Origin of the sequence: Ferrovibrio terrae (assembly GCF_943372915.1) — a bacterium.
GTDB classification, from domain to species: domain Bacteria; phylum Pseudomonadota; class Alphaproteobacteria; order Ferrovibrionales; family Ferrovibrionaceae; genus Ferrovibrio; species Ferrovibrio terrae_A.
The window spans coordinates 62,735-86,536 of sequence record NZ_CALSAN010000002.1 but is presented as its reverse complement, the minus strand read 5'-3'; the positions used below and the strand labels follow the sequence as shown (position 1 = coordinate 86,536).

Here is a 23,802-nt window from a genome sequence, read left to right as displayed (position 1 = left end):
TGATCGTTTTAAGCGGCTGTCTTTCAGGCGATGGAGATTACATCTTCGCCAGCGGGCAGTTGCCCTCGGCCATCGGCCTAAAGGCATCCTTGGCCGGAATGGTGCGCACCAGCTTGTAGTAGTCCCAGGGTCCCTTCGATTCTTCCGGCTTCTTCACCTGGAAGAACAGCATGTCATGCACGGCACGGCCATCGGCACGGATATTGCCCTTGCCAAACAGTGCATCGTCGATCGGGATCTCGCGCATCTTCTTGGCCACCACGGTGCCGTCGGTGCTGTTGGCCGCCTTCACGGCCTTCAGGTAGTGCAACGTGCCGGAATAGACGCCGGCCTGGTTACCGGTCGGCCGGCTGCCGTTCATCTTTGCCGCGAAGCGATCGGCAAATGCACGGGTACCTGGGTTCAGATCCCAGTAGAAGGCCTCGGTCATGTAAAGCCCCTGGGCATTCTTCAGGCCCAAGGCATGCACATCGGTCAACTGCATCAGCAGTGCGGCTAGGCGCTGCTCGCTGCCGGCGATCCCGAATTCTGCCGCCTGCTTCACCGAATTGATGGTGTCGCCCACCGCATTGGCCAGGCCGATGATCTGGGCCTTGCTGGCCTGGGCGCGCAGCAGCGGCGAGGAGAAGTCATTGCCATTCGGCGGGTGCTTCACGCTGCCCAGCACCTGGCCGCCGGTCGCCTTGATCACGCCGGTGGCATCGCCCTCCAAGGCATGGCCGAAGGCATAGTCCGCAGTGACGAAATACCAGGTCTTGCCGCCACCCTCGGTCAGCGCGCGTGCCGTGCCGTTGGCCAGCGCATAAGTGTCGTAGGTCCAATGGATGGTGTTGGCTGAGCATTTGTCGCCGGTCAGCACCGTGGTGCCGGGGCCAGAGGCGATGAACATCGTCTTACTGTCGCGCGTCACTTCGCTGACCGCCAGGGCGACCGAGGAGAAGGGTACGTCGAGGATGGCGTTGATGCCATCCTGGTCAACCCATTTGCGCGCCGCCGCCGAGCCGATATCGGGCTTGTTCTGGTGATCGGAGAAGATCACCTCGATGGACACCCCAGGCAGTTCCTTGGCGAAATCTTCGGCTGCGAGCCGCGCGGCAACCACCGAGCCCATGCCGGTGGAGTCGGATGCGAAGCTGCTCATATCGGTCAGCACGCCGAGCCGGATCTTGTTGCCGGCGATTTGTGCCGTGGCATCTGATGCGGCGGGCAGGGCAAGAGCCGCGCCCAATGCGACGGCGACGGCCGTCAGTTTCAACGGGTATGTCATGGTTTCCTCCGGTTTATGATTTTCTGTGGTGATGGACGGACAGTTCAGGCTTTGCCGCGCAGCTCGCGCAGCACGGTTTCGGCAACGTCCTGGCGCACGGCCTTACGCTCGACCAGAACCGCGGCGACGCGCGCGACCTCTTCGCCGGTGGCGCCAGCGGCAATCGCGACATTCTGTGCATGCAGTGCCATATGGCCGCTCTGGATGCCGGTGGTGGCCAGCGCCTTCAGGGCGCTGAAATTCTGTGCCAGGCCGACAGCGGCAATGATGCGCGCCAGGTCTGCGGCGGATTGGACGCCGAGGATTTTCAGGCAGGCCTGCGCGGTGGGATGCACCTTGGTGGCGCCGCCGACCAGGCCGACCGGCATCGGCAGCTCTAATGTCCCGCTGAGACCTCCATCAGCGGCGACCTCCCAGGTGGTCAGGCTGCCGTAATGGCCATTGCGCGCGGCATAGGCATGGGCGCCGGCTTCCACGGCGCGGGTGTCGTTGCCGGTGGCCAGCACGATGGCTGACACACCATTCATGATGCCCTTGTTATGGGTGGCGGCCCGATAGGGATCGGCATCGGCGAAGTGATAGGCTGCAAGCATGCCATCGCGCACGGCGGCACCGCCGATGGCCTCCAGCGGCCAGGTGGCGCGCGCGCGCGCCAGGCGCCGGTCGGCCAGATTGGACAGGATGCGCAGATAAACCTTGCCGCTACCCCAGCGCTCGATGGATGGCGCCAGCTTTTCGGCCATGGTGTTCACCGTATTGGCGCCCATGGCATCGCGGGTATCGACGATCAGATGGGTGATTACCATCGGCCCGCCCTGGGTGGCGATGACGCGGACTTCCACATCGCGGAAGCCGCCGCCGAGCTTCACCAGCACCGGATCGCAGGCGTTGCAGATTTCGGCAATCTCGGTCTTGCGTTCCAGGATGCGGATACGGGCGGCCTGCGGATCGGCCACCTGCACCAGCTGGATCTGCGCGATCATCTCGGTGCCGGAGACCGACGTGGTGAAGCCGCCGGCGTCATAGCATTGCCGCGCGGCGTTGCACACGGCGGCCACGACGGAGGATTCCTCTGTGGCCATCGGCACCAGCAGGTCGCGGCCGTCCACTTTCATATTGGTGGCGACGCCGATCGGGATACTGATGGCGGAAACCACATTCTCGATCATGTGATCGGCCAGATGCGGATCGAGGGCAGGCTGGGCCAAGTGGCCGGCAGCGGCGGCATCCAGTCCGGCAAAGCCCTGAACCAGTTTCAGCCGGTCGGCCGGGCTGAGTTTGTGAAAGCCGCTGATGCGCGAGGACTTGCCGGTCTCGACCGATCCCATTCTCTGTCTCCATCCCTGTCCGCCGGTTGACCCTGCAAGTTGATTGACTCGGGGGCGGTACAGTTTCCAAACTGTCCCAATACGGTTCTATGGCTCAAGGGACGGCTCGGCGGATTTCGGCCGGGCCTGTACCAGCAGAAAAGGCGGGACAGTTGGCGAGCAGCAAGAACACCGGGCAGGGCCCCAGGCAGCGCCCGGTAACGCGGGTGGATGCGATCATCACGCGGCTGTCGCGACTGATCGCGGAAGGTCTGGTGAAGCCTGGCGAGCGCATTGCCTCGATCCGCCGCGCCGCCATCGACCAGGGCGTGTCGAAGAACACCATGGCTGAAGCCTATGACCGCCTGGTGGCACTCGGCCTGCTGGAGGCGCGGCCCGGCTCTGGCTATGTCGTTGCTGCGGCGGCGGCCGGCGCTGCACCACGGCCCGCGCCGCATGTGGCCGAGGCGCTGGATCTGGTCTCGCTGCTGCGCGAACAGATGGAGCAGCATTACGAGGTGCGGCCCGGCGATGGCCGACCGCCGCCATCCTGGATGGAAGGTTCGGAGCTGAGCGCGCAGTTCGAGGGCATGAAGCTGCCGCGCGGTGTCGGCATCGAATACGGCTATGGCACGGTGCGCGGTTTCCTGCCACTGCGCGAGCGTATCGGGCTGTTGCTGGCCGAGCGTGCGATCCATGGTTCGCCCGAACAGGTGCTGCTCACCCATGGCGCCAATCATGCGCTTGATCTGATCATGCGACAGTTTCTCGAGCCCGGCGATGTCGTCTTCGTCGACGATCCGGGCTACTATCCGCTGTTCGGCAAGCTGCGGCTGGGCAAGGCACGCGTGGTCGGCATCCGGCGCAATGCCGATGGGCCTGATCTGGATGATTTGAATACCAAGCTGGCGGTGCTGCAGCCCAAGCTGTTCTTCACCCAGTCGCTGGCGCATAACCCGACCGGCGGCTCATTGTCGCTGTCGGTGGCCTACGGCCTGCTGCAGGCGGCAGAAAAGCATGGCTTCCATATCGTCGAGGATGACCCCTTCGCCGATATCCTGCCGCCAAACAGTCCGCGGCTGGCCGCACTCGACCAGCTCAATCGCGTGCTCTATGTCGGCACTTTTTCCAAGACGCTGTCGGCCTCGCTGCGGGTCGGTTATGTGGCTGCCAGTGCGGCACTGACCGAGGCGCTGGCCGATATCAAGCTGCTGACCGTGGCGGCGTCTTCGGCCCATGCCGAGCGCTTTGTCTATGGCCTGATCGCTGGAGGGCATTATCTGCGCCATCTGCGCCGCCTGCGTGGCCGGGTGGAGGAGGCCACAACACGTGCGTTGGCCGATCTTGCCCGCATCGGCCTGCCCGTGGTGCCACCCCATGGTGGCGGATTCTATCTCTGGGCCGAGTTTCCAGACGGCATCGACGAGCTGGCGTTATGCCGCGATGCCGCCCAGCAGAGCATCTTCCTGGCGCCGGGCGCGGTGTTCAGTCCCGAGCGCGTGTCGCGTCAGCCGGCGATGCGTATCAATGTGGCCCATGCCAGCCATCCGCGTTTTCTCGGCTTTATGAAACAGGCGCTGCAACAGGTTCGGTGACGGGTGACTCCGGCGGAGGAATTTATCAGCGCGCTGGGCACCGCAAGCACCCGGGTGCTTAACCTCAGCCCCGGCGAGGCAGCTGTGAAGCTCTGACGCAGACGGCATAGCCAAGGCTGCCGGAAGCCAGTCGATGGAGGTGGATAGCCGCCGCTTTATTCGCGCAGGCGGATGCAGGCGACGGCAACGCCGCCTGCCTTGACCTCCACGGTCATGGGCAGATCGCCGTCGATACGGATCGTGGCATCGGCTGCGAGGCTGTAGTCCTCGCCGTCGATCGCGATCACCGCCGCTTGCGGGGCATAGATGAGGCCGGTGCTTTCTGGCAGTTTCACCGCAGCGGGTGCGGTGTGGAATTCCAGCAGCGTCTCGGCCAGTCGCCGGTCCGCCAGCAGGTTCAGCACTGCCACCGGCCCCTGGGTGAGTTCACTTGCGATGCGCCAGCCGCCGTCGAAGAACACCGGTTGGAAGGGGCGGCGGACATCCAGGCTAGGTGCTTCGGCGGGATGCAGCATCAGGCCACTCCCTTCGATCACCATCAGATGGCGATCGAATCCGCTGAGGTCGGAGAAGGGGCCGGGCTGCTCGATGCGGGTGCGGCCAAAGCGCCAGATCATGCCGTCCCAGCTGCCAATGGCGGCGCCGGGACGATAGGCATCGGCAATATCAATGGTGACGCCGCCACCGTTTTTCCACGGGGTGCGCCGATAGCCGGCAGGATCAAGGCGGAGAGGCTTGAGGACAGACATGCTGGCACCATGCTAGCGCCTTCCTGTCTTTGATGCGAGGACGCCGGACCAGCGGTGCCATGGTGGGTGGTTTCGCTGCTGGTTGCTGACAGCTTCCGCCCCCTGCGGATCAGATGGCGGCGATACGCAGGCGTTACTCCTCGGCAGTGCGGGAATATTGCCTTGTTCGCCCATTGGCCGCTCTCTAGGATGAGTCGATAGATCGGCAGATGCCGACCGGTGCTGGGGGATATTGCATGAAAAAGGCTGACGGGCAGCCCGATTTCTGGGCTGCGCGGGTTTCGCGTTATCTGGCCTGGTTGAGCGGCGGCATCCTGCTGGTGGGCTGTGCCGGCTTGATTACGCTGGATGTGGTGTTGCGATATTTGCTCAACCGCACTGTGGTGGAGAGTTTTGAGATTTCCGGATATGCCTTTGCGGCCGCGGTTGCGCTCGGCATGGCCTATACCGTGAGCTGCAAATCGAATATCCGCATTGACCTGGTGGCGAACCGTTTGCCTTTGCTGCCGCGGGTAATGCTGGATTTAGTGGCGCATCTGGCCATTCTCGTCGTGGCCGGGGCGATTGCATGGTATGCGCTGCAGACTTGGCTGCAGTCCCTGAAGCTCGACGCCAAATCCATCAGCATCCTGCAGGTGCCTCTCGTCTTGCCCCAGGGTATCTGGCTGCTCGGCCTGCTCTGGTTTGCGCTGTTCGCGGCGCTGATTGCCTTGCTCTCGGCCCGCCTGCTGCTGCGTGGCGATCTTGCCGCCGTGCAGCACCTGATTGGACCGGCAACCTTGCGCGAAGAGATTGAGCAGGCCGGTGCGCCGGCGAAGGATGCCGAATGATTTTGCATGCATTGCTGGTTCTGTGCCTGTTTCTGGTGCTGAGCATTCCGGTTGCGGCCACACTTGGCCTGCTGGGTTTCACGTTGCAAAGCCAGTTTGCTTTCTTCCCGATGATTGGTGCAATCGGTGAGATCGCCTGGAACACCTCCACGGAATTCGTGCTGGTGGCGGCGCCGATGTTCATCATGATGGGTGAGTTGATGCATCGCTCGGGCGTGAGCCAGCGGCTGTTCAATGCCCTGGCGCCCTGGTTCAACTGGCTGCCCGGCCGGCTGATGCACACCAATATCGCCGCTGCCGCGATTTTCGCTGCCACATCGGGTTCGTCAGTGGCCACTGCCGCCACCATCGGCACGGTGGCGATCCCGAACATGAAGAAGGGCGGTTACAACCAGCCGCTTTTCCTAGGCACCATTGCCGCTGGCGGCACGCTTGGCATCCTGATTCCGCCCAGCATCAATATGATCATCTATGCCGTGCTGTCGGATACCTCTGTGACCAGTCTGTACGCTGCCGGCTTTGTGCCCGGCTTCATGCTGGCCGGACTGTTTTCGCTCACTGTGGTGCTACTCTGCCTGTTTCGTCCGGCCTGGGGCGGCCCGGCACTGGCCGACACGTCGCTATGGCGCGAGCGGATCGCCGGACTGATCCATCTGCTGCCGCCGCTAGGGCTGTTCATGGTCGTGGTCGGCTCGATCTACGCCGGCGTCGCCACGCCCACCGAGGCGGCCGCGCTGGGTGTTATGGCTTCGCTGGGGCTGGCTGCCGCCAATGGCGCGCTCACCTGGCCGGTTCTGCTCGGTGCCTTCGAGGGCACGGTGCGCACCACCTGCATGGTGATGCTCATTGTCATTGCCGCATTCTTCCTCAATTTCGTTATTGTCGGCATCGGCCTGGTGAAGGTGCTGACCGATGCCATCGTCGGCCTGGGCTGGCCACCGCTCGCGGTGCTGCTGGCGATCATCGTGTTCTATCTGCTGCTCGGCTGTGTGATGGAAACGCTGTCGATGATGATTGCCACCACGGCCGTCGTGGTGCCCATCCTGTCGGCGCTCGGCTATGACCCTGTCTGGTGGGGTATTGTGTTCATGATCCTGATGGAGGCGGCATTGATCACGCCGCCGATCGGTCTCAACCTGTTCGTGGTGCAGTCTGTGCGCGGCGGCGGGCGCTTCTCCGATATTTGCATCGGCTCACTGCCTTTCGTGGGCGCGATGATTGTCATGATCGGCCTTTTGATTGCTTTCCCGGGTATCGCCCTGTGGCTGCCCGACATGCTGAATCCGAAGAATTAATCAACGCGAGGAGAAACACGATGAAAAGACTGGCTATTGCGTCGGCGGTGTTGGCGTCGGCACTCGGCATGGCGGTGTCGGCACAGGCACAGGGCCTGCCGGTCACCAAGTTCAACCTGGTCGGTTCGATCGGCAATCTGTCGATGTACACGCAGCAGGAAGTGCCGTTCTGGACCAAGACCATGCCGGAAAAATCCGGCGGTGCCATCCAGGTGGAGATCAAGCCCTTCACCGAGCTGGGCCTCAAGGGCGGCGAGATTTTCCGCCTGGTCAGCCAGGGCACATTGCCCATGGCCACCACGGTGCTGAACTACAACACCGGTGAAATGCCGATCAATGAATCGGCTGATCTGGTGGGCCTGGTGGGTTCGGTGGAAGAGCTGCAGAAGGTGGCCAATGTCGTGCGCCCCATGCTGGCGGCGGAATACGAAACCAAGCACGGCGTCAAACTGCTTGGCTTTGGTTCGTATCAGGCGCAGGTGATCTATTGTCGCGACAAGATCAGCAGCCTGGCCGACCTGAAGGGCAAGAAGGTGCGCGCCTCGGGCATCTCGCAGCAGTCTTTCGTCAACTACCTGGGCGGTTCGCCGCTGAACATTGCCTTTGCCGAAGTGCAGCCGGCGCTGGCCAAGGGCGTGGTGGATTGCGCCATCACCGGTTCACTCTCGGGCTACAAGTCGAAATGGCATGAGGCGGCCACCCATCTGCTGCCGATGCCGGTGAATTTCGGCCTTGCGGCCACCACGGCCAATCTGGCCTGGTGGAACAAGCTGGACGCGCGCGTGCAGGCCCTGATGACCAAGGAAGTACGTGTGCTGGAAGACAATATCTTCGCGCAGGCGGCCACCGAGACGGCGATCGGCGTGGCCTGCAATACCGGCACTGCGCCCTGCCCGGAAGGCACACCGGCCAAGATGGTGCTGGTGCCGGTCACCGATGCCGATCAGGCCCTGCGCAAGAAGGCTTTCGCCGAAGCGATCCTGCCGGATTTCGCCAAGCGCTGTGGCCCCGATTGCGTGAGCCGCTGGAACGACACTGTGGGTAAGGCCGTCGGCATCACCGCCAAGGCCATGTAATTCGTTTCACGTGATAAACCGCCGCGGCCCGGGCTGCGGCGGTTTATTTTTGCCCATATGCGGGCGGGACCGGAACGCGCCCGGAATGACGCGTCTGAATGATTTGCATTTTCTGGGGTGGAAATCTGGCGGAGAGGGTGGGATTCGAACCCACGGTACGCTTGCACGCACAACGGTTTTCGAGACCGCCCCGATCGACCACTCTGGCACCTCTCCGCGAGGAACCGGCGAAAGGTGCAAACCGTCGCCGGGGGTCGAAAACGGCGCGGACCTTAACTGAACCGCTCCCCGCCCGCAAGGCTCCGGCCCCCCCCGTCGGACAGGGCAAAGCCAAAGGCTGTTCAAGCACTTAAATCCCGTCTTGGGGGCGGTGCGGCGGAACAGGTCTTGTCATCGCGGCGGGCTTGGCGGACACTGTCGGCACCGTGGGGCCGCGATCAGCGGAGTCGACGGCAAAAATACACCGGGAGGCCTGATGAGCACCGGGAAGACTGCAGGGACGAACGCCGGAACCAAGGGTGCTGCCGCAAGCCGGGCAGCAGGCCACGCGGCTGTGCCATCCCGCGCCCGGCATCCCCAAATCCAGCCATCACCCGCCGCCAGCCGTGCAACCGGCGGCGCTTTGTATCGTTTTCTGGAGGTTGCGTAGCCGGATCTGCATTCAAACAGCCCGCCTCAGATCGTCGGGCAGAAAAGAGGAGGACACAACCATGGGCGTTGCGGCAATTCTCAAGGACAAGGCGCCTGGCGTGGTCAGCGTCAGGCCCGATGACGGCATCGAGACGGTCTGCCAGAAACTGGCCGACAAGGGCATCGGCGCGGTGATGGTGCTGCGGCCCGATGGCGGCATCGCCGGCATCCTGTCGGAACGCGATATCGTGCGCGGCCTGGCCATGATCGGCACCGACCTGCTGCAGCAGAGCGCCGACACCATCATGACGCGCAATGTGATGGTCTGCTCCAGCCAGGACACCATCGAGGATGTGATGCACCTGATGACCAAGCGGCGCATTCGCCACCTGCCTGTTGTGGATAACGGCAAGTTGACCGGCATGATTTCCATCGGCGACGTGGTCAAGCGCCGCATTGCCGATACCCAGATGGAGGCCGAGGCCCTGCGGCAGTACATCGCCACCGGCTGAGTTCTGCCCTATATAGGAGCCATGAAGATTCAGCAGCCCGCCTATCTCGTCCGCCCCGACCCGCAGAACCCGGCGCTCACCGAGGCCGTGCAGGGGATCGACCAGGACGGCCGGCCTATCGATACCCGCGTGCCGGTCGAACGCCCGCTCACCCTGTTCCTCAACGGGCAGGAGATCGTCACCATGATGACGATCGGCGACTATCCCGATTATCTGGCACTCGGCTATCTGGCCAACCAGCGCATGCTGCTGCCCGAGGATGAGGTCACCGGCATCGACTACGATGCCGATATCGAGACCATCGTGGTGCGCACCGCGCGGCAGACCGATTACGAAGACCGCCTGAAGAAAAAGACCCAGACCTCGGGCTGCGCCCAGGGTACCGTCTTTGGCAACATGATGGATGCGGTGGAGAGTGTGGCGCTCGATCCCGATGCGGTGCTGAACACTTCCTGGATCTACAGCCTGTCGAAACAGATCAACCTGACGCCCTCGCTGTATCTTGAGGCCGGCGCCATCCATGGCTGCGTGCTGTGCGAGGACGACCGGCCGCTGATCTACATGGAGGATGTCGGCCGCCACAACGCGATCGACAAGATCGCCGGCTACATGCGGGTGCATGGCCTCTCGGCCAAAGGCAAAAGCATGTACACCACCGGACGGCTGACCTCGGAAATGGTGATCAAGACGGCGCAGATGGGTATCCCGATCCTGATCAGCCGCTCGGGCTTCACCGCCTGGGGCGTGCAGCTGGCGCGCCAGATCGGCATGACCCTGATCGGCCGCGCCAAGGGCAAGCGGTTCGTGGCCCTGGCCGGCACCGAGCGGCTGCGTTTCGATGCCGATCCGGCCGCCGTGGCCGAGGAAGACGCCCGCAGCCAGCGCAAGGGCGGCCGCGACGACGAGGCGGCCTAGCATGTCTGGCAAGGTTCTCGGTGTGGTGCTGGCCGGCGGATTGGCACGGCGCATGGGTGGCGGCGATAAGGGGCTGCAGCTGCTCGGCGGCAAGCCAATCCTCTCGCGGATCATCGAGCGTCTGGTGCCGCAGGTGGATGGCATCGTGCTCAATGCCAATGGCGATCCGGCGCGCTTTGCCGCCTGGGGCCTGCCGGTGGCCGGCGATGCGGTCGATGGCTTTGTCGGGCCGCTGGCCGGCGTGCTGGCGGGCCTTGCATGGGCGAAAGCCAATCGGCCGGAGATGACTGATATCGTTACTGTACCGGGCGATGGGCCGTTCCTGCCGCGCGACCTGGTGGCGCGCATGGCGGCGGCGCGGGCGCAGGCCGGCGCGGATCTCGCCTGCGCCATGTCGGCCGGGCAGGCCTATCCGGTGGTCGGCCTGTGGCCGGTGCGCCTGTATGACGACCTGCGCCATGCCGTGGTGGACGAGGATATCCGCAAGGTGGATCGCTGGACGGCACGACACCAGCTGGTGCAGGTTGATTTCGCCGCCACGCCGGTCGACCCGTTTTTCAATGCCAACGCGCCGGAAGACCTGGCCGAGGCCGAGCGGCTGCTGGCCAGTTTTGGGGATGCTGCATGACACCGGAAGAATGGCCCGACCTGCCGCCGGGCTACACATTAAAGCTGTGTGTCGCCGACGCCTTCAGCACCACCTGCCAGGCGGCGCGCGACGGTGCCGAGGATGGCTTCATGCTGATGGTGGACCGGCCGAGCCGCTGCGAGGCGGCGCTGGTGCTGCGTCCGCTCGATCCGATCCAGCCGGCGCTGACGCTGGCCTATGTCGGCCTGCTGGGCCTGCATGACGGTCTGGCCGCCGTGGCGCCGGCCGAAACCCCTGTTGCCGTGGGCTGGCCGGATCGCCTGATGGTGAATGCGGCCTGCGTCGGCGGCATCCGCATCGCGCATGGCCCGCTGGTCGAGAAGGAAGGCATGGCCGACGTGCCCGAATGGCTGGTGCTGGGCATCACCGTGCAGATGGTGTCCGAGCGCGACGACGATGCGCCGGGCACTGAGCTGGAATATACCAACCTGCATGAGGAAGGCTGCCGCGACGTTACCGTGCCACAGCTGGTCGAATCCTTCGGTCGCCATCTGCTGCACTGGCTCGACCGCTGGCAGGAACAGGGTTTCGAGCCGGTGCGCCGCGCGTTCCTGCATGACCTGGATGACAAGGCGCTGAAGATCGATGCGAATGGCGATGCCGCGAGCGAGACGGAAGCCGGCGTAAAGACTTTCTATCCGCTGCGCGACCGGCTGCGGCAGCCGAGCTGGCAGCTGCCCGAAAACGTACAGGCCCTGCAATGAAGCTGCTGCGCACCATCCGCTTCGACGAGTCTGACACCCGCGTCTTCCCCGAAGCCGCCGATCCTGGCGAGTGGGCGGTGCCGGGTACTTTCGCCTTTGCCGATGCCGATCCGGACAGCCTCAGCCGCCAGGAAAAGCAGGCGTTTTCAAATGGATTCCTGGGCCTCGACAGTTTCGGCTGGTCGACGCTGGTGACAGTGTCGACCATCGAGCGCGAGGAATATGACGCGGTGATCGAGGCGCTGGCCCGGCATCTGCAGCAGGAGTATGGCGCGCCGGATTTTGCCACTGCCAAGGCTGCCGCCAAGGAAGAGATCGATTACGCCGTTTCGCTGAGCGAGCATCCGATCAACACGCTGCTGAGTCTCAGTCGCTTCATCGAGGGCGATGCCATCCGCGAACAGTTTCGCATCGTGCAGCCGCCGGGCGACAAACCGCATACGAAAATCTGGGAGATCGCCCCTGATGTCTGAAGGCTTCTGGATCAGCAGCGGCTATGACCTGCTCGACCGCGGTGCCGATGGCCGGCTTGGCATCAGTGGCGATTTCATCCGCGCCTATCTCAGCCGGCCGGAAATGGCGCCGCCGGACGAAGCCTGCGCCGCCGAGCGTGCCCTGCATGCCAGCCTGCTGGGCGATCCGCTGCGCAGCGTGGCGGCTGCCGATCTCAGCGCGCTGGCCGATGCAGATGCGCAGGAGAATTACACCATCTTCCTGCGCTTCCGCGATCATCTGATCCGCAGCGGCACCCTGGAAGCGGCCTATGTCGGCCTGTTCCGGCCCAAGGCGCCGGCCGTGCCGGCGATGTTCATGGATCATCTGGCCGCCGCCATCCTGCGCGACCTGCTGGATGGTCGCGACAATGCCTTCCAGGCCCGCGCCGCCGAGCTGTTTTTCCGCGTGCAGAAGGCCACGATCCAGGACAGCCGCATCCTGCTGGCCGATGAGGAAACCGTCGAGATGCTGTCGGCCGGCGGCTTCGGTTCGCTGGGCGCGCTGGTGGCCGAGGCGGGCACGGCGCTGCGCAGCATCGACATGGATATCCTGACCAAGGAAAATGCGCCGCAATACTGGGCGCGCAGCGACAAGCACGACTTCGTGCTGGACTTTGGTTTTACCCGGCCCGGGCAGGATGCCTTTGCCCGGGTGATCGAGGCCTGGGTTGAACGGCTGACCGGCGCTGCCGTGCAGGTGCAACCGGTGCAGACCATCCGCGACGAGCGCTGGGTCTGGCATGTCGGCATGGACACGACCTCCAGCACGATCATGAACGCACTGTATGAGGGCAAGCCGGTCGACGAGGACCACATGCGCCAGATTCTGGCGCTGTTCCGGCTGGAATTCCGCGATCCGTCGCTGATGCTGCCGCGCGTGGCCGGCCGGCCGGTCTATCTCGGCATTGCCATGGATCATCATGGCAAGCTGCGGCTCAAGCCGCAGAATCTGGTGGTCAACCTGCCGCTGAATGCGGGAAGCTGACGCATGGCCGATATCCTGCCGCCTGAAACCGAAATCCGCCGCGTCGGCGTGATCCTGGAACGTCGCAAGCTGGACAATCCCTGGAAGGATTACAGCTGGCGCCCGGTGCAGGTGTTGCCCGGCGTGCCGGATTCGGCACCCTGGACCAAGCTGGCCGAGGGCGAGGGCTGGGTGCAGTTTTATGCCGGCGATGCCGAGCTGGCGCTGTATCGCCATGAGAGCGAGACCTACGCTTACAATATCGAAAGCGCGCAGCCCGCCGTCTGGGTCTTCCTGCGCAACAGCGATCTGGAGCCGGGCATCGCCCTGCATGGCGCTTCGGTCGATCCGGGCGAGGCGCATGCCCATAACGATACCGGCGACGACATCGTCGATTTCGTGCCGATGCCAGCCGCCATCCTGGAATGGATGCAGGATTACGTGCAGCGGCATCCGCCGACGAAAGAGCATTACAAGCGCAAGCGCGATCGCGCCGATCCGGAAGCGCTGGCGCGCCGCAACTGGCTCTACACATCCGATCCCCTGCGCCAGGTGCCCGAAGATGAGTGACCCTGGCAGCCGCGACAAACCCGAAGGCGCCGATGCGGAAGCCGGCGGCTTCCTGTCGCGCTGGTCGCGTCGCAAGGCGGAAGCGCGGCAGCAGGAACAGGCCCCGGCTGCAGAACCGCCTGTCGCGCCGGAACCGGAGCCCGAGATCGATCTGGCCGCGCTGCCATCGATCGACAGCCTGACGGCCGACAGCGATTTCAGCCTGTTCCTGCGCAAGGGCGTGCCGCCGGCGCTGAAGGCCGCGGCGCTGCGCAAGCTGTGGCTGGTTGAGCCCAGCGTGGTGAACTATCAGGCGCTGGTCGAATACAACTGGGATTTCACCGCGCCGGGTTATGGCGATCTGCTGCCGGGCGATGATGTGGTGAAAATGGCGCAGAAGGTCTTTTCGGGATTCAGCCAGGAACCGAAGCCGGCTGAAGAAACGCCGGCCATGGCGATGCCGGCGGATTCAGGCGAACCGCAGCAGGCCCTGCCGGCACCGGATGAAAGCGAAAGCATCGTGGCCGTATCCGCACCGCTTGAGCCAGATGCGCAGCCGGCCGCGGAGGCGCAGGAGACGCCGATGCCGCGCCGACGGCATGGCGGAGCTCTGCCGACTTAAGGCTTCTCGTTGTCTTTCTCCATGCCCAGCTTCTCGGCGCCCAGACGGCGCAGCAGGTCGGGCCGCGCCCGCAACCAGGCTTCCAGCGGCTCAAGCGCGCGGAACAGCAGCGGATTCAATGCAATCGACAGCAGGGCGCCGGCCAGGATCAGGTCGCGGCCGTCAGGCGGCAGAAGACCGAAGGACACACCAAGGCCGGCGAGGATGAACGAGAATTCGCCGATCTGCGCCAAGCTGGCCGATACCGTCAATGCCGTGGTGAGCGGATGGCGGAAGGCCAGCACGATCAGGAAGGCCGCCAGCGATTTGCCAAAGATGATGATCAGCACCACCGCGAGCACGCCCAGCGGTTCGTCGAAAATGATGCTGGGCTGGAACAGCATGCCGACCGAAACGAAGAACAGTACGGCGAAGGCATCCTGGAACGGCAGCGAGCGCTGCGCGGCATCATGGCTGAGTTCGGATTCGTTCATGATCACGCCGGCGAAGAAGGCGCCGAGCGCAAAGGATACATCAAACAGCATGGCCGCACCGAAGGCGATGCCCAGCGCGCAGGCCAGAACCGCGAGCGTGAACAGCTCACGAGATCCGGTATTGGCCACATGCTGCAGCAGCCATGGAATGGCGCGCTTGCCGACCACCAGGGCCAGGGCCGCAAACAGTGCCACTTTCACCGCTGTCATCAGCAGGGTGTAGGCAATGCTTTCGCCGCTGCTGTTCGGGCGGCCGCCCAGCATGTCGGCAAAGGCCGGCAGCAGCAGCAGGGCCACGATCATCAGGATATCTTCGACCAGCAGCCAGCCGACAGCGATGCGGCCCTGATCCGTATCGACCTCGTTGCGGCTTTCCAGCGACCGCAGCAGCACTACGGTACTGGCCACCGATAGCGCAAGGCCGAAGACCAGGCCGCCGCCAATCCCCCAGCCAAAGAACTGCGCGACAATGAAGCCGAGCAGGGTTGCTACCGCGATCTGCACAACAGCGCCGGGAATCGCAATCCAGCGCACCCGCATCAGATCGCTGGGCGAGAAATGCAGCCCAACGCCGAACATCAGCAGGATGACGCCGATCTCGGCAAGCTGTTGCGCCAGCACGGTATCGGCGACGAAGCCCGGCGTGTGCGGGCCCACCGCGATGCCGGCGAGCAGGTAGCCGACCAGCGGTGACAGGCGGAACTGTTGCGCGATCAAGCCGAAGGCGAATGCAATCACGAATGCGAGAGCCAGCATCGTGATCAGCGGGGCGTCATGCGGCATGCCTAGGGGAATCCTTACGCTACGGAACGGTGAGCCATTGTCGAACTGTCTGGGAATACAGCCAGTTGGTTAGCAGTTAGTGCACCCGGTGCGCAGTTTAAAATGCTTACAAAATACTGCGATTAAGAATTGCTCTCAAAATTTCGCAGGTGCAGCAAAAAGCCTGAAAAATCAGCAGGTTATGCCGATTTCCATTGGCGACCGACAAATCAGTTTGTAAGTTAACGCAGTGCAGGGAAGGGGATTCGTGAGCGACTCACTGACAAAAGCTGTGGCCTTGGTTGGCGGGCAGACTCAACTGGCTCGTCTGCTGGGTGTGAAGCAGGCCAATGTCTGGCATTGGCTGAACAAGGCTGAGCGTGTCCCCGGCGAATACGTGCTGGCAATCGAAAGCGCGACAGGTGGGCAGGTAACCCGTCATGACCTGCGCCCCGATCTCTATCCCGACGTGCAGGCCGCCGATGCGGCCCCGGTGATTCCCGAGGAAGACCTGTGGCGCGCGCAGATCTACGCCCTGCTCGGGCGCAGCCTGGCGCGGCGCCCCGACACGGCGCTGCTGACCGCGCTGGCCCAGCTCAAGGGCGATGCCAGCCCGATGGGTGCGGCGCTGGCCGATCTGGCCGAGGCGGCCCGCGCCATCTCGCTGGAGCGCGCGCAGGACGAATACGATGCGCTGTTCATCGGCCTGCCGCGTGGCGAGCTGGTGCCCTATGCCTCCTTCTACCGCACCGGTTTCCTTTACGAGCGCCCGCTGGCCAAGCTTCGGGGCGACATGCAGAAGCTCGGCTATGCCCGCGCCGACCATGTGGCCGAGCCGGAAGACCATATGGGCGCCCTGTGCGAACTGATGGCGCTGCTGATCCGGGGCGGCGAAGGCCGCGGTCCGGCCGAACTGGCCACGCAGGAGCGCCTGTTCCGCCAGCATATCGCCCCCTGGGGCGAGCGGTTTTTCAGCGATCTCGAACAGGCGCCCAGCGCGAAACTCTACCGGCCGCTCGGCACAGTCGGCCGGCTGTTCATGCTTATCGAAACCCAGGCTTTCGCCATGGCCGCGTGAGCGGCCGGCACACCCATACGGAGGAAACCGCCATGAGCAAAGATAAATCCGCCGAGAAGAAAGAAGCCCTCGATCGCCGCAGCTTCCTGCGCACCGCAGGTGTGGGTGCCGCGGCCGCCGCGGTTGCCGGCGTCGTTGCCGTGCCTGCCAAGGTCGAGGCGGCCGAGAATGCCGAAACCCGCAAGAAGCAGCGCTACAAGGAAACCGAGCACGTGAAGCGCTACTACGACAGCAACCGGCTCTGATCCGTCAGCGCCGCAAGACCAGCCCGAAGACGTTAAGTCCCGATACCGGAGACGCCCCATGTTGATCAAGAAAAGCTCCACCACCGGTGCCGTGCCCCAGAAGGCCGGCGGTAAACTGTCAGGCATCCTGGCCGGCGCTGCACTGCAGACCATGGATCGCCGTGGCTTCCTCAAAGCATCCGGCCTCGCGGCTGGCGGTCTGGCCGCCGTTTCGGCGCTGACGCCTGCGATGATCAAGACCGCCAAGGCGGCACCGTCTGCCAGCGGCAACATCGTCAAGAAGAAGAATATCTGCACCCATTGCTCGGTGGGCTGCACCGTCACGGCGGAAGTTGAGAACGGCGTCTGGGTTGGTCAGGAGCCGGCCTGGGACAGCCCGATCAACCTCGGCACACATTGTGCCAAGGGCGCTTCGATCCGCGAACTAACCCATGGCGACCGCCGCCTGAAATATCCGATGAAGCTGGTCGACGGCAAATGGACCCGCATCAGCTGGGATACTGCGATCAACGAGATCGGCGACAAGCTGCTGGAGATTCGCCAGAAGTCCGGCCCAGAGTCGGCGTACTGGCTCGGTTCGGCCAAGTTCTCCAATGAAGGCGGCTATCTGTTCCGCAAGTTCGCCGCCTTCTGGGGCACCAACAATATCGACCACCAGGCGCGTATCTGCCATTCCACCACGGTCGCCGGCGTAGCCAATACCTGGGGCTACGGCGCGATGACCAATTCTTACAACGACATCCACAATTCAAAGTGCATCGTCATCATGGGCGGCAATCCCGCCGAGGCGCATCCGGTGTCGCTGCAGCATGTGCTGCGCGGCAAGGAAATGAACAAGGCGCCGATGATCGTTATCGACCCGCGCTTCACCCGCACGGCCGCGCATGCCACCGAATACATGCGCATCCGTCCCGGCACCGACATTCCGGTGATTTACGGCCTGCTCTGGCACATCTTCCAGAATGGCTGGGAAGACAAGGAGTATATCCGTCAGCGCGTCTACGGCATGGATGACATCCGCGCCGAGGTGGCAAAGTGGACCCCGGAAGAGACCGAGAAGGTGACCGGCGTTCCGGGCGAGCAGATGAAGCGCGTCGCCGAACTGATGGCGAAGAACAAGCCTGGCACCCTGATCTGGTGCATGGGCGTGACGCAGCACACGGTCGGCACCGCCAACGTGCGTGCGCTGTCGATCCTGCAGCTCGCGCTGGGCAACATCGGCGTGGAAGGCGGCGGCGCCAACATCTTCCGCGGCCATTGCAACGTGCAGGGCTGCACCGATCTGGGCCTCGATGTGACGACGCTGCCGGCCTATTACGGCCTGGTCGAAGGCGCCTGGAAGCATTGGGCGCGCGTCTGGGACGTCGACTACAACTGGGTGCTGAGCCGCTTCCAGGACAAGAAGTTCATGGAGACCAAGGGCATCCCGTCGACCCGCTGGTTCGACGCTGTCATGGTCGACAAGAAGGATCTCGAACAGCCCGACAACGTGAAGGCGATGTTCTTCTGGGGCCATGGCGGCAATACCGTGCCGCGCATGCCCGAGATGCGCACCGGCATGGAGAAGGTCGAGCTGATGGTCGTGGTCGATCCGCATCCGACCACGGCTGCCGCGCTGCCCGACCGCAAGAACGGCACTTATCTGCTGCCGGCCTGCACCCAGCTGGAGACCCGCGGTTCGCGTACCGCGTCGAACCGGTCGCTGCAGTGGGGCGAGCAGATCGTGCCGCCGGTCTTCGAATCGAAGCCCGACCACTGGATTCTGTACAAGCTGGCCAAGAAGCTCGGTTTCGAGCAGGAGCTGTTCAAGAACATCAAGATCGACGCCGGCGACGAGCCGAATGTCGAAGACATCCTGCGCGAGATCAACAAGGGCACCATCTCGATCGGCTATTCCGGCCAGTCACCGGAGCGCCTGAAGGAGCATATGGCTCACCAGGGCGATTTCGACATCATCTCGCTGCGCGCCACCAAGGGCCCGCTCAAGGGTGAGTTCTACGGTCTGCCCTGGCCGTGCTGGGGCACGCCCGAGATGAAACACCCGGGCACCCATGTGCTCTACAACACCAACCTGCCGGTGAAAGACGGCGGCGGCGCCTTCCGTGCCCGCTTCGGCGTCGAGCGCAATGGCGTCTCGCTGCTGGCTGATGGATCCTACCCGAAGGACTCGGAGATCCAGGACGGTCATCCCGAATTCACCTACGGCCTGCTCAAGAAGATGGGCTGGGACAAGGAGCTGACCGACGCGGAACGTGCCACGATCGAGAAGATCGGCGGCAACAACCCCGATGCGGTCGGCTGGGCGATTGACCTGAGCTGCGGCATCATCCGCGTCACCATGGCGCATGGCGTGCAGGCGATGGGCAATGCCAAGGCGCGTGCCAATGCCTTCGGTCTGCCCGATCCGATCCCGGTGCATCGCGAGCCGATCTACACCTCGCGGCGTGACCTGGTCGCCAAGTATCCGGCCATGGCCGACCGGCGCGATTATCGCCTGCCACATCTGGGCAAGAGCCTCCAGGACAAGGATGTCACCAAGGACTTCCCGATGATCCTGACCTCCGGCCGACTGGTCGAATACGAGGGCGGTGGCGAAGAAACCCGTTCGAACAAGTGGCTGGCCGAGTTGCAGCAGAACATGTTCGTCGAGATCAACCCGGAAGACGCGACCCGCCTTGGCATCAAGGAAGGTCAGAATGTCTGGGTCTACGGTCCGGAAAACAATGCCAAGGCCAAGGTCAAGGCGATGGTGACGCCGCGCGTCGGCAAGGGCGTTGCCTTCATGCCGTTCCACTTCTCCGGCTTCTGGCAGGGCGTGGACCAGCGCAAGAACTATCCGCCGGGCGCCGATCCGATCGTGCTCGGCGAATCGGTCAACGGTGTGACCACCTACGGCTACGACCCGGTCACCCATATGCATGAGAACAAGGCCACGCTGTGCCGCATCGAGGCGGCGTAAGCGCCGGTTAGGGAGATATAATCATGGCCCGCATGAAATTCCTTTGCGACTCCGAGCGCTGCATCGAATGCAATGCTTGCGTCACTGCCTGCAAAAACGAGAACGAGGTGCCCTGGGGCATCAACCGCCGCCGCGTCGTCACGCTGAATGACGGCGCCAAGGGCGAACGTTCGATCTCGATGGCCTGCATGCATTGCGAAGATGCGCCCTGCATGGCGGTCTGCCCGGTAGACTGTTTCTACAAGACCGAGGAAGGCGTCGTCCTGCATTCCAAGGATCTGTGCATCGGCTGCGGCTACTGCTTCTATGCCTGCCCGTTCGGCGCGCCGCAGTATCCGCAGGTCGGCAACTTCGGCAGCCGCGGCAAGATGGACAAGTGCACCTTCTGCGCTGGCGGTCCGGAAGCCGACAACACCAAGGAAGAGTACGCCAAGTACGGTGCCAACCGTCTGGCTGAAGGCAAGCTGCCGCTCTGCGCCGAGATGTGCTCCACCAAGGCGCTGCTCGCCGGCGATGGGGATGTGATTGCCCAGATCTACAAGGAGCGCGTCAGCCGCCGTGGCTATGGCTCCGGTGCCTGGGGCTGGGCGACCGCTTACAAGACCGGCGCCTGATCGTGGCTTACAAGGGAGACAGCAAGATGCGCCTTTTCGGTTTCAAGCGCACATTCCTCGCCGCCGCGCTCGCACTGGGCCTGGCATTCGCTATTGCCGCACCACTGGCGGCGATGGCGCAGCAGACCCCGGCTGACGAGGCTGCTCTGCTGCAGCAGCTCAAGGGCGCTCCGGTTACCGGGCGCGTATCGATCCCCGATGCGAAGTCCGGTGTCCTGATCCAGCCTCAGGGCCGGGACTGGCGCCAGGTCTCGCAGGGTGCGGTGAAATCGGCCGGCGGCTGGCTGCTGGCCATCACAGTGATCGCACTTGCCGCTTTCATGGCGATCCGTGGCCGTATCAAGGTCGAGCATGGCATGTCGGGTCGTACCATCGAACGCTTCAAGGGCATCGAGCGGTTTGCCCATTGGCTGACGGCGATCTGCTTCGTCATCCTGGGCCTGAGCGGCCTCAATGTCTCCTTCGGCCGCAGCCTGCTGTTGCCGATCATGAGCCCGGAAGCCTTCACCGCGATGAGCGCGTTCGGCAAGCTGGCGCATAACTTCCTCAGCTTCCCGTTCGTGCTGGGCGTCTTCCTGATGGCGGTGATGTGGATTCGTCATAACATCTTCAATGCCATCGATATGGAGTGGTTCCGTCAGGGCGGCGGGCTGCTGCAGAAGGGCGTGCATCCGCCGGCCGGCAAGTTCAACGGTGGTCAGAAGGTCATCTTCTGGCTCGTCGTGCTGGGCTCCATCGCACTGGCCATCAGCGGCTATATCCTGATGTTCCCCTTCTACGGCACCGATATCGCGGGCATGCAGCTGGCGCAGCTGGTGCACGCCATTGCCGGCATCGTGATGGTGGCGGTGATCCTGGCCCATATCTACATCGGCAGCATCGGCATGGAAGGTGCCTTCGATGCCATGGGCAGCGGACAGGTGGATGTGAATTGGGCGCGCGAGCATCACAGCCTCTGGGTCAAGGATGTCACCGCACGCGGCGCCGGCGACGACTAGTCGGTCGCGTAGAAAAAATGAAAAGGGCGGTGGTTATCCACCGCCCTTTCTTTTTGTGCGAACCCCGCTGAAACCTCAGCCGAGATTTTGTTCGGCAAATTCCCAGTTCAGCAGTTTGTCGATGGCGGCATTGAGGTGATCTGGTCGCCGGTTCTGGTAGTCCAGATAATAGGCGTGTTCCCAGACATCGAGCGTGAGCAGGGGAGTTACCCCCTTCATGTGCAGCGGATTTTCCGCATTGGCCGTTTTCTTGAAGACCAGCTTGCCGCCCTCCAGGCAGAGCCAGGCCCAGCCTGAACCGAATTGCGTCACGCCGGTATTGGCAAACTCATTCTTGAAGCTGTCGTAATCGCCAAAGCTGTCCTTGATCAGGTCGGCGATGCGGCCTCCCGGTTTACCGCCACCTTTCGGTGACAGGCTTTGCCAGTAGAAATCGTGGTTCCAGACCTGGCCGGCATTGTTGAAAATCGCAGTCTTGTCGGCCTTGCCATGGGTCGCCTTGATGATCTCGACCAGGCTCTTGTCCTTCAGCGGGTCATCAGCGATCAGCTTGTTCAGCGTATTCAGATAGGTCGTGTGGTGCTTGCCGTAATGGAATCCCAGTGTCTGGGCCGAGATCACGGGATCGAGGGCATTCTCGGCATACGGCAGGGGCTTCATGGTGAAGGGGGCGCTCATGACTTACTCCTTGAAGTGTCTGGTCGTCTGGGGCGGTCCACTGGCGGACCGGGGGCTCATATAGGGCGGCACATCCTGCAGCGGCAATATGATGCGGATGTTACGCATCGGCGGGAACGGGACCGTGATCCGCCAGCTGCACAGGCACGCTTGCATTGTCGCGGGGTGCGGTCATGATAAACGCCAGCGGGACGGAAAAGTTGCACAGGATGCGGCGATGACTCTGCGGCAATTTGCAGTACTGGCGGGCGTGATGACCGGCGTGGCCTTTGCCGGCAGCGCGCGTGCGGATATGGTTGGACATGGCGCCATGGTGAATGCCGTGGCGGTCTCCGCTGATGGCAAGCGATTGCTCTCGGCCAGCTGGGACTACACCCTGCGGCTCTGGGATCTGGGCAAGCAGAGCGAATTGAAAGTGCTGGATGGCCACACCGCCAGCGTCAATGCCGTGGTCTTCCTGCCCGATGGCAAGAGCGCGCTTTCAGCCAGCTGGGATCACATGGTGATCCGCTGGGATCTCAACAGCGGCAAGGAAACGGCGCGGCTGACCGGCCATGTCAACAACATCGCCGGCATGAGTCTGAGCCGCGATGGCCGCCGGCTGGCGACGGCAAGCTGGGACAGGACCGTCAAACTGTGGAATCTGGCCAGCAACAAGCTGGAGCGCAACTTCGAAGGCCATGAGGCGAATGTGATGCAGGTCGCCTTCGCCATGGATGACAAGCAATTGATCTCGGTCGGGTATGATCTGACCGCGCGGCTCTGGGATGTTGCCAGCGGCAAGGAGCTTGCGGTGATGACCGGCCATCAGGCCAGTGTCAACGCCGTGGCGGTGGCGCCCGATGGCAAGTCGGCGCTGACCGGCAGCACCGATGGTTCGATCAAGCGTTGGGATCTGGTGGCACAGCGTGAAAGCGGTAGCCTGCCCGGCCACAGCGGATTCATCACCTCGATCGCGATCTCAAAGGATGGGCGCTATGCGCTGTCGGGCGGCGGTGATCGCCTGATGCGGCTGTGGGATCTGAAAGACGGGCGCCAGCTCAAGCAGTTTGCCGGTCATGAAAAACCGGTCTGGTCGGTGGCCTTCACACCCGATGGCAAACGCGCCGTATCAGGCGGCTACGATACGGTCATCAAACTCTGGTCGCTGGAAACCGGCGCGTTGATTCCCGCGCCGAAATCCTAGGACCAGACCTGTTCAGCTTAATGCTGCTCGGGCGTCACGCGTGCGCCTTCAGTGCTGAAGGCAACATCGACAGATTTGTTGACGGTCTGCAGAATGAAGGCGGCGCCAATGGCGATGACGAGCGCAGCGATCAGGCCGGAAACGAAGGCTTTCATGGGGGCAACCTCCAAAGCATTGATACAAATAAATTATATAGGGTTTTGTGGGCCGATTGGAAGGGCTGTGGCTATTTTCCCGCCGCCTGTTTCAGCCAGGCAATCAGATCGACGCGATCCTGGGCGATGGCCAATCCGCCATACATTTTGTTGCCCGGCATGAAGTCCTGGGTGGCAGCCAGATAGGCGTCGAGCGTCTGTTCGGTCCAGACCACGGCAGACTTCTTCATCACCTCGGAATAGCGGTAGTCGGCTACACTGCCGGCCTTGCGGCCGAACATGCCATGCAGACGAGGGCCGACGATATTGCGGCCCTTTGGCTCGATGGTGTGGCAGGCGCGACATTTGCCCCAGAGTTCGGCGCCGCGCTCCAGGCTGGGCGGTTCTAGATCGTCTGCTTTCGTCTGGGCCTGGGCCATGCCGGCACAGACGAGAAGGCCTGGAATCAGCAGCCAAATGACAATGCGCAAACCGGGTCTCCGGCTGGTTTTCCTGT

Annotated in this window: 24 protein-coding genes, 1 tRNA gene and 1 pseudogene; 18 read left to right on the top strand and 8 right to left on the bottom strand. The window is 63.3% G+C overall.

What is annotated here, in order from left to right; all coding sequences use genetic code 11:
* Positions 1-37: 37 nt before the first annotated feature.
* Together AAG821_RS01895 and AAG821_RS01890 are read right to left on the bottom strand one after the other, a co-directional pair.
* Positions 38-1,267: an ABC transporter substrate-binding protein gene (locus AAG821_RS01895; protein ID WP_341915746.1), complete on the bottom strand. Its 1,230-nt coding sequence runs from the start codon at positions 1,265-1,267 to the stop codon at positions 38-40.
* 44 nt (positions 1,268-1,311) lie between these two features.
* Positions 1,312-2,595 (bottom strand): hydroxymethylglutaryl-CoA reductase, degradative, encoded by a 1,284-nt coding sequence (locus AAG821_RS01890; protein ID WP_341915748.1) that lies wholly within the window; start codon positions 2,593-2,595, stop codon positions 1,312-1,314.
* Between the two features lie 152 nt (positions 2,596-2,747).
* Here AAG821_RS01890 and AAG821_RS01885 point away from each other — a divergent pair, with 152 nt between their 5' ends.
* The gene (locus AAG821_RS01885; protein WP_341915749.1) at positions 2,748-4,169 is read left to right on the top strand and encodes a PLP-dependent aminotransferase family protein; all 1,422 of its coding nucleotides are present in this window, start codon (positions 2,748-2,750) and stop codon (positions 4,167-4,169) included.
* Between the two features lie 155 nt (positions 4,170-4,324).
* On the opposite strand, the gene AAG821_RS01880 is transcribed toward AAG821_RS01885, so the two are convergent.
* A complete protein-coding gene (locus AAG821_RS01880) occupies positions 4,325-4,918 on the bottom strand; it encodes a HutD family protein (protein ID WP_341915750.1) in 594 nt (197 codons plus the stop codon).
* A gap of 236 nt (positions 4,919-5,154) precedes the next feature.
* On the opposite strand from AAG821_RS01880, the gene AAG821_RS01875 reads away from it, so the two are divergent.
* From AAG821_RS01875 to AAG821_RS01865, 3 genes are read left to right on the top strand one after another with little or no spacing between them, the layout of a single operon-like run.
* The gene (locus AAG821_RS01875; protein WP_341915752.1) at positions 5,155-5,748 is read left to right on the top strand and encodes a TRAP transporter small permease; all 594 of its coding nucleotides are present in this window, start codon (positions 5,155-5,157) and stop codon (positions 5,746-5,748) included.
* The gene (locus AAG821_RS01870; protein ID WP_341915753.1) at positions 5,745-7,043 is read left to right on the top strand and encodes a TRAP transporter large permease; all 1,299 of its coding nucleotides are present in this window, start codon (positions 5,745-5,747) and stop codon (positions 7,041-7,043) included. Before AAG821_RS01875 ends, AAG821_RS01870 begins: the two co-directional genes overlap by 4 nt.
* A gap of 20 nt (positions 7,044-7,063) precedes the next feature.
* Positions 7,064-8,119, top strand: coding sequence for a TRAP transporter substrate-binding protein (locus AAG821_RS01865; protein ID WP_341916200.1), 1,056 nt, complete (start codon positions 7,064-7,066; stop codon positions 8,117-8,119).
* Positions 8,120-8,245: 126 nt separating this feature from the next.
* On the opposite strand, the gene AAG821_RS01860 is transcribed toward AAG821_RS01865, so the two are convergent.
* Positions 8,246-8,335, bottom strand: a tRNA-Ser gene (locus AAG821_RS01860).
* Positions 8,336-8,829: 494 nt separating this feature from the next.
* On the opposite strand from AAG821_RS01860, the gene AAG821_RS01855 reads away from it, so the two are divergent.
* From AAG821_RS01855 to AAG821_RS01820, 8 genes are read left to right on the top strand one after another with little or no spacing between them, the layout of a single operon-like run.
* Positions 8,830-9,261 (top strand): CBS domain-containing protein, encoded by a 432-nt coding sequence (locus tag AAG821_RS01855; RefSeq protein WP_341915490.1) that lies wholly within the window; start codon positions 8,830-8,832, stop codon positions 9,259-9,261.
* A 21-nt stretch (positions 9,262-9,282) separates the two neighbouring features.
* Positions 9,283-10,176, top strand: coding sequence for a formate dehydrogenase accessory sulfurtransferase FdhD (locus AAG821_RS01850; protein ID WP_341915489.1), 894 nt, complete (start codon positions 9,283-9,285; stop codon positions 10,174-10,176).
* A 1-nt stretch (position 10,177) separates the two neighbouring features.
* On the top strand, positions 10,178-10,804 hold the full coding sequence (gene mobA / locus AAG821_RS01845; RefSeq protein WP_341915488.1) for a molybdenum cofactor guanylyltransferase MobA: 627 nt from the start codon (positions 10,178-10,180) through the stop codon (positions 10,802-10,804).
* Positions 10,801-11,529: a biotin/lipoate--protein ligase family protein gene (locus AAG821_RS01840; protein ID WP_341915486.1), complete on the top strand. Its 729-nt coding sequence runs from the start codon at positions 10,801-10,803 to the stop codon at positions 11,527-11,529. Before mobA ends, AAG821_RS01840 begins: the two co-directional genes overlap by 4 nt.
* Positions 11,526-12,002 carry a DUF6505 family protein gene (locus AAG821_RS01835; RefSeq protein WP_341915485.1) on the top strand — a complete coding sequence of 159 codons (477 nt, stop codon included), beginning with the start codon at positions 11,526-11,528 and terminating at the stop codon, positions 12,000-12,002. The genes AAG821_RS01840 and AAG821_RS01835 overlap by 4 nt, the downstream gene beginning before the upstream one ends.
* A complete protein-coding gene (locus tag AAG821_RS01830) occupies positions 11,995-13,008 on the top strand; it encodes a DUF6352 family protein (RefSeq protein WP_341915484.1) in 1,014 nt (337 codons plus the stop codon). Before AAG821_RS01835 ends, AAG821_RS01830 begins: the two co-directional genes overlap by 8 nt.
* Before the next feature lie 3 nt (positions 13,009-13,011).
* On the top strand, positions 13,012-13,557 hold the full coding sequence (locus AAG821_RS01825; RefSeq protein ID WP_341915482.1) for a DUF3305 domain-containing protein: 546 nt from the start codon (positions 13,012-13,014) through the stop codon (positions 13,555-13,557).
* A complete protein-coding gene (locus tag AAG821_RS01820) occupies positions 13,550-14,158 on the top strand; it encodes a DUF3306 domain-containing protein (RefSeq protein WP_341915481.1) in 609 nt (202 codons plus the stop codon). The genes AAG821_RS01825 and AAG821_RS01820 overlap by 8 nt, the downstream gene beginning before the upstream one ends.
* 62 nt (positions 14,159-14,220) lie before the next feature.
* Here the strand turns inward: AAG821_RS01820 and AAG821_RS01815 are convergent.
* Positions 14,221-15,414 (bottom strand): annotated as a pseudogene (locus AAG821_RS01815) (cation:proton antiporter); the annotation flags it as partial.
* Positions 15,415-15,661: 247 nt separating this feature from the next.
* Here AAG821_RS01815 and AAG821_RS01810 point away from each other — a divergent pair.
* Genes AAG821_RS01810 through AAG821_RS01790 form a run of 5 tightly spaced genes read left to right on the top strand, consistent with a single transcriptional unit; the run spans position 15,662 to position 21,287 of the window.
* The gene (locus AAG821_RS01810) at positions 15,662-16,471 is read left to right on the top strand and encodes a molecular chaperone TorD family protein (RefSeq protein WP_341915479.1); all 810 of its coding nucleotides are present in this window, start codon (positions 15,662-15,664) and stop codon (positions 16,469-16,471) included.
* Between the two features lie 32 nt (positions 16,472-16,503).
* On the top strand, positions 16,504-16,716 hold the full coding sequence (locus AAG821_RS01805; RefSeq protein WP_341915478.1) for a twin-arginine translocation signal domain-containing protein: 213 nt from the start codon (positions 16,504-16,506) through the stop codon (positions 16,714-16,716).
* A gap of 58 nt (positions 16,717-16,774) precedes the next feature.
* A complete protein-coding gene (locus AAG821_RS01800) occupies positions 16,775-19,675 on the top strand; it encodes a formate dehydrogenase subunit alpha (RefSeq protein WP_341915477.1) in 2,901 nt (966 codons plus the stop codon).
* Positions 19,676-19,698: 23 nt separating this feature from the next.
* Positions 19,699-20,289 (top strand): formate dehydrogenase FDH3 subunit beta, encoded by a 591-nt coding sequence (gene fdh3B / locus AAG821_RS01795; RefSeq protein WP_341894706.1) that lies wholly within the window; start codon positions 19,699-19,701, stop codon positions 20,287-20,289.
* A gap of 26 nt (positions 20,290-20,315) precedes the next feature.
* The gene (locus AAG821_RS01790; RefSeq protein ID WP_341915476.1) at positions 20,316-21,287 is read left to right on the top strand and encodes a formate dehydrogenase subunit gamma; all 972 of its coding nucleotides are present in this window, start codon (positions 20,316-20,318) and stop codon (positions 21,285-21,287) included.
* Between the two features lie 75 nt (positions 21,288-21,362).
* Here AAG821_RS01790 and AAG821_RS01785 read toward each other — a convergent pair whose 3' ends face one another.
* The gene (locus tag AAG821_RS01785) at positions 21,363-21,965 is read right to left on the bottom strand and encodes a superoxide dismutase (protein ID WP_341915475.1); all 603 of its coding nucleotides are present in this window, start codon (positions 21,963-21,965) and stop codon (positions 21,363-21,365) included.
* A gap of 217 nt (positions 21,966-22,182) precedes the next feature.
* Here AAG821_RS01785 and AAG821_RS01780 point away from each other — a divergent pair, with 217 nt between their 5' ends.
* Complete coding sequence (locus tag AAG821_RS01780) at positions 22,183-23,151, top strand: WD40 repeat domain-containing protein (protein ID WP_341915474.1); 969 nt, start codon at positions 22,183-22,185, stop codon at positions 23,149-23,151.
* 17 nt (positions 23,152-23,168) lie between these two features.
* Here the strand turns inward: AAG821_RS01780 and AAG821_RS01775 are convergent, their stop codons facing one another.
* Both AAG821_RS01775 and AAG821_RS01770 read right to left on the bottom strand, forming a co-directional pair.
* Positions 23,169-23,306 (bottom strand): hypothetical protein, encoded by a 138-nt coding sequence (locus AAG821_RS01775; RefSeq protein WP_341894702.1) that lies wholly within the window; start codon positions 23,304-23,306, stop codon positions 23,169-23,171.
* Between the two features lie 71 nt (positions 23,307-23,377).
* Positions 23,378-23,776 carry a cytochrome c family protein gene (locus tag AAG821_RS01770; protein WP_341915473.1) on the bottom strand — a complete coding sequence of 133 codons (399 nt, stop codon included), beginning with the start codon at positions 23,774-23,776 and terminating at the stop codon, positions 23,378-23,380.
* Positions 23,777-23,802: the final 26 nt, after the last annotated feature.